General features: G+C 40.1%; 1 protein-coding gene. It reads left to right on the forward strand.

Going from position 1 to position 2,973, the window contains the following annotated elements; translation table 11 throughout:
* Positions 1–245: 245 nt before the first annotated feature.
* The coding region (locus ACFINM_RS09545; protein WP_375641264.1) for an autotransporter outer membrane beta-barrel domain-containing protein at positions 246–2,973 on the forward strand (2,728 nt) is incomplete at its 3' end.

Here is a 2,973-nt window from a genome sequence, read left to right on the forward strand (position 1 = left end):
TGTCACTTATCAGCATAGATTTAAGAAAATTGGTTTTTCTGGAACGAGTTTCTCTGCTGGATTGCGCCACCTTTTTTAGCGATACATAAACTATATAGTAACTTATATATAAGTATATAGTATTGTATTAAGTATTAAATTAAATATTTCATTTTATATTTATTGTATTTTGAGAAATTTATTAGCTTAATATAGATATTATTCTTCAATGAATAGAAGTAGGGGAATAGGAGGCGGCAAGAGTTATGATTTATGTATTTCATAAATATGTATTTTTATGCAACGTTACAACAGCTATTCTTTATTTTTTGCAGGTTACGTATGTTAATGCTGCAGGATCTTCAAGTGATGCAGGAGGGGCATTTTATAAATGCGATGATAGAAAAACACACTTTCTCGCAGATAAAATCTATTACTTAAAAAGTTCTCAAGAGACGTCTGCTCATATTGCACCTATTGCAGCTATATATGTAGAAAAAGCAGGCACTATTGTTAATGCCTCTCAGATAACAGTTTTTGGCGATGATCCAGATAAAATATCTGCGTATGGGGCGTATGTAAGAAATGGTGGAAAAATTAATTTAATAGCTTCAGATTTTAAGAATATACCTGCTCTTCGTGCTCAAAATGCCGTTATTAGCATGACAGTAGGGGAAATTAAGGGGACTTCACATGCTATTTATGCATGGGGGAGAGGAACGGATATTGCTTTAGTGAGTGTGAATATCAATATTGAGCCAGATAATTTGAATGTAAAAGGGATCGGTATTATGAGTGGTTTTGATGCAATGGTTAAAATGACAGACGGTACCGTTAATTTTAACCAGATTGGCTCATTTTCAACTCGATTTGGGGGGCATTATATTCTTGATACTATGGGGATTACGGGGCAAGGAAGGAGGGAGGAAACTTTAACAGATGGTGATGGAGCTATGGGGGTATTGCCAGAAGCTTTTGAGGTTTTTCAAGGTGGTGACGTTCATTTGAAAAACAATTTTATTCAGCTGAACCATATGCATGCATTCTTGATGAAAAACTTTTCAGGTTATGTAAATGATAATGGTAAGTTAATTCAAAAATATATTTCACCAGATGGCTTTAAGAATACAAATATTAAGATAGAAAAAAACAATATTTCTGTTCAGGGTGAGGGAGTATATGGACTGTGCTTTAATGTTTTAGCTCCAGAAGAACTTGCTAAAATGTTGAGGCAACGAGATGATGAAAAAATTTTAGAAACCAAAAAAGTTATCACGGGGAGGGCATTTGTTTATTTATCAGAGACAAATATGACAGTTCCAGACGGGATTGCGATTTATGCGAAGGGGAATAAAGACTATGAAGTAAAAGGCACTCTTGAATTATCGGATGAAACAAAAATCTCTGGTGATTTGTTGCTAAAAGCTAAAAATAATGCTTCTCTATTGGTGAAAGCAAACGCTTCCTCTCTTACAGGAGGTACGCGTGTTGAGGGTAGATCGGTTATTGATTTAGAGTTAATTCGTTATTCAAAATGGTATCTTACTAAAAGTAAATACAACGGTTTACAGGAATCTGTTTCATCGCTTTCTTCTCTAAGTCTTTCCAATAGCACATTGATCTTTGATGAAGACAGTGGTTATCAAACGCTACGCATTGGAAAAAAAGCAGATATAGGTGCAGGAGATAAAATTCTCGCATCAAAAGATAAAAAAGTCTACAGTGCCGAGGGAAACGCTCAGATTAGGTTGAATGCATTTTTGAATGATGAGGGTTTGTTTAATCCCCAAAAGACGGATCGCATATTGATCTATGGGGATGTTTCTGGAACGACATTCGTTCATGTGCAAAATTTTCCAAAATATGCAAGTAAAGAAGTCTATGAGGGAAAAGATCAAAGCATTTCACTCATTCAAGTTGCTGGAACAGCGCAGGCAGGTTCTTTTCGACTCGCCAATGGTTATGATGATTATACTACGGTGAAAGGTTTTCCTTATCAATATCGTATTCGTGGTTATGGTCCAGGTTCGCCCTTTGGAGAAGCAGATGCTACGCAAAGATTAGTGGAAGGTGAGGGGGAATTTTGGGATTTCCGACTCGAAGGGGTTTATATTTCTTCTAGAATAGGTTCTTATAATGGTCCATTTGGTAAACCTTCTTCATTATCTCATCCTGTTAATCCTCCATCTTCTCCCCCCAATTCACTTTCTACGTCGTTGATATCTGACTCTCCTTCTTCTACGTCCTCTGCTCCTGTCGATCCTCCCCCTCCCGATCCACTTTCTACTTCGTTTGTGTCTGACCCTCCTTCTTTTACGTCCTCTGCTCCTGTCGATCCTCCCCCTCCCGATCCACTTTCTACTTCGTTTGTGTCTGACCCTCCTTCTTCTACGTCCTCTGATCCTGTCGATCCTCTCCCTCCCGATCCATTTTCTACGTCGTTTATGTCTGACGCTCCTTCTTTTACGTCCTCTGCTCCTGTCGATCCTCTCCCTCCCGATCCATTTTCTACGTCGTTTGTGTCTGACCCTCCTTCTTTTACGTCCTCTGCTCCTGTCGATCCTCTCCCTCCCGATCCATTTTCTACGTCGTTTATGTCTGACCCTCCTTCTTCTACGTCCTCTGCTCCTGTCGATCCTCCCCCTCCCAATCCACTTTCTACGTCGTTTATGTCTGACGCTCCTTCTTCTACATCCCCTGATCCTGTTGATCCTCCATCTTCTCCTCCCGATCCACTTTCTACGTCGTTGACATCTGACTCTCCTTCTTCTACGTCCTCTGATCCTGTTGATCCTCCCCCTCCCAATCCACTTTCTACGTCGTTTGTGTCTGACCCTCCTTCTTCTACGTCCTCTGATCCTGTCGATTCTCCACGCCCTGATCCACTTTCTATGTCGTTGCCATCTGAGCCCTCTGCTCCGGAGGACACTTCATCTCTGGATACTGTTTCTCCTCCTTCTGTCCCTGTTGAACCAAAGCCTTCTCAGTCCTCTG

This window comes from Bartonella sp. AA168HLJHH (genome assembly GCF_042197365.1).
GTDB lineage: Bacteria > Pseudomonadota > Alphaproteobacteria > Rhizobiales > Rhizobiaceae > Bartonella.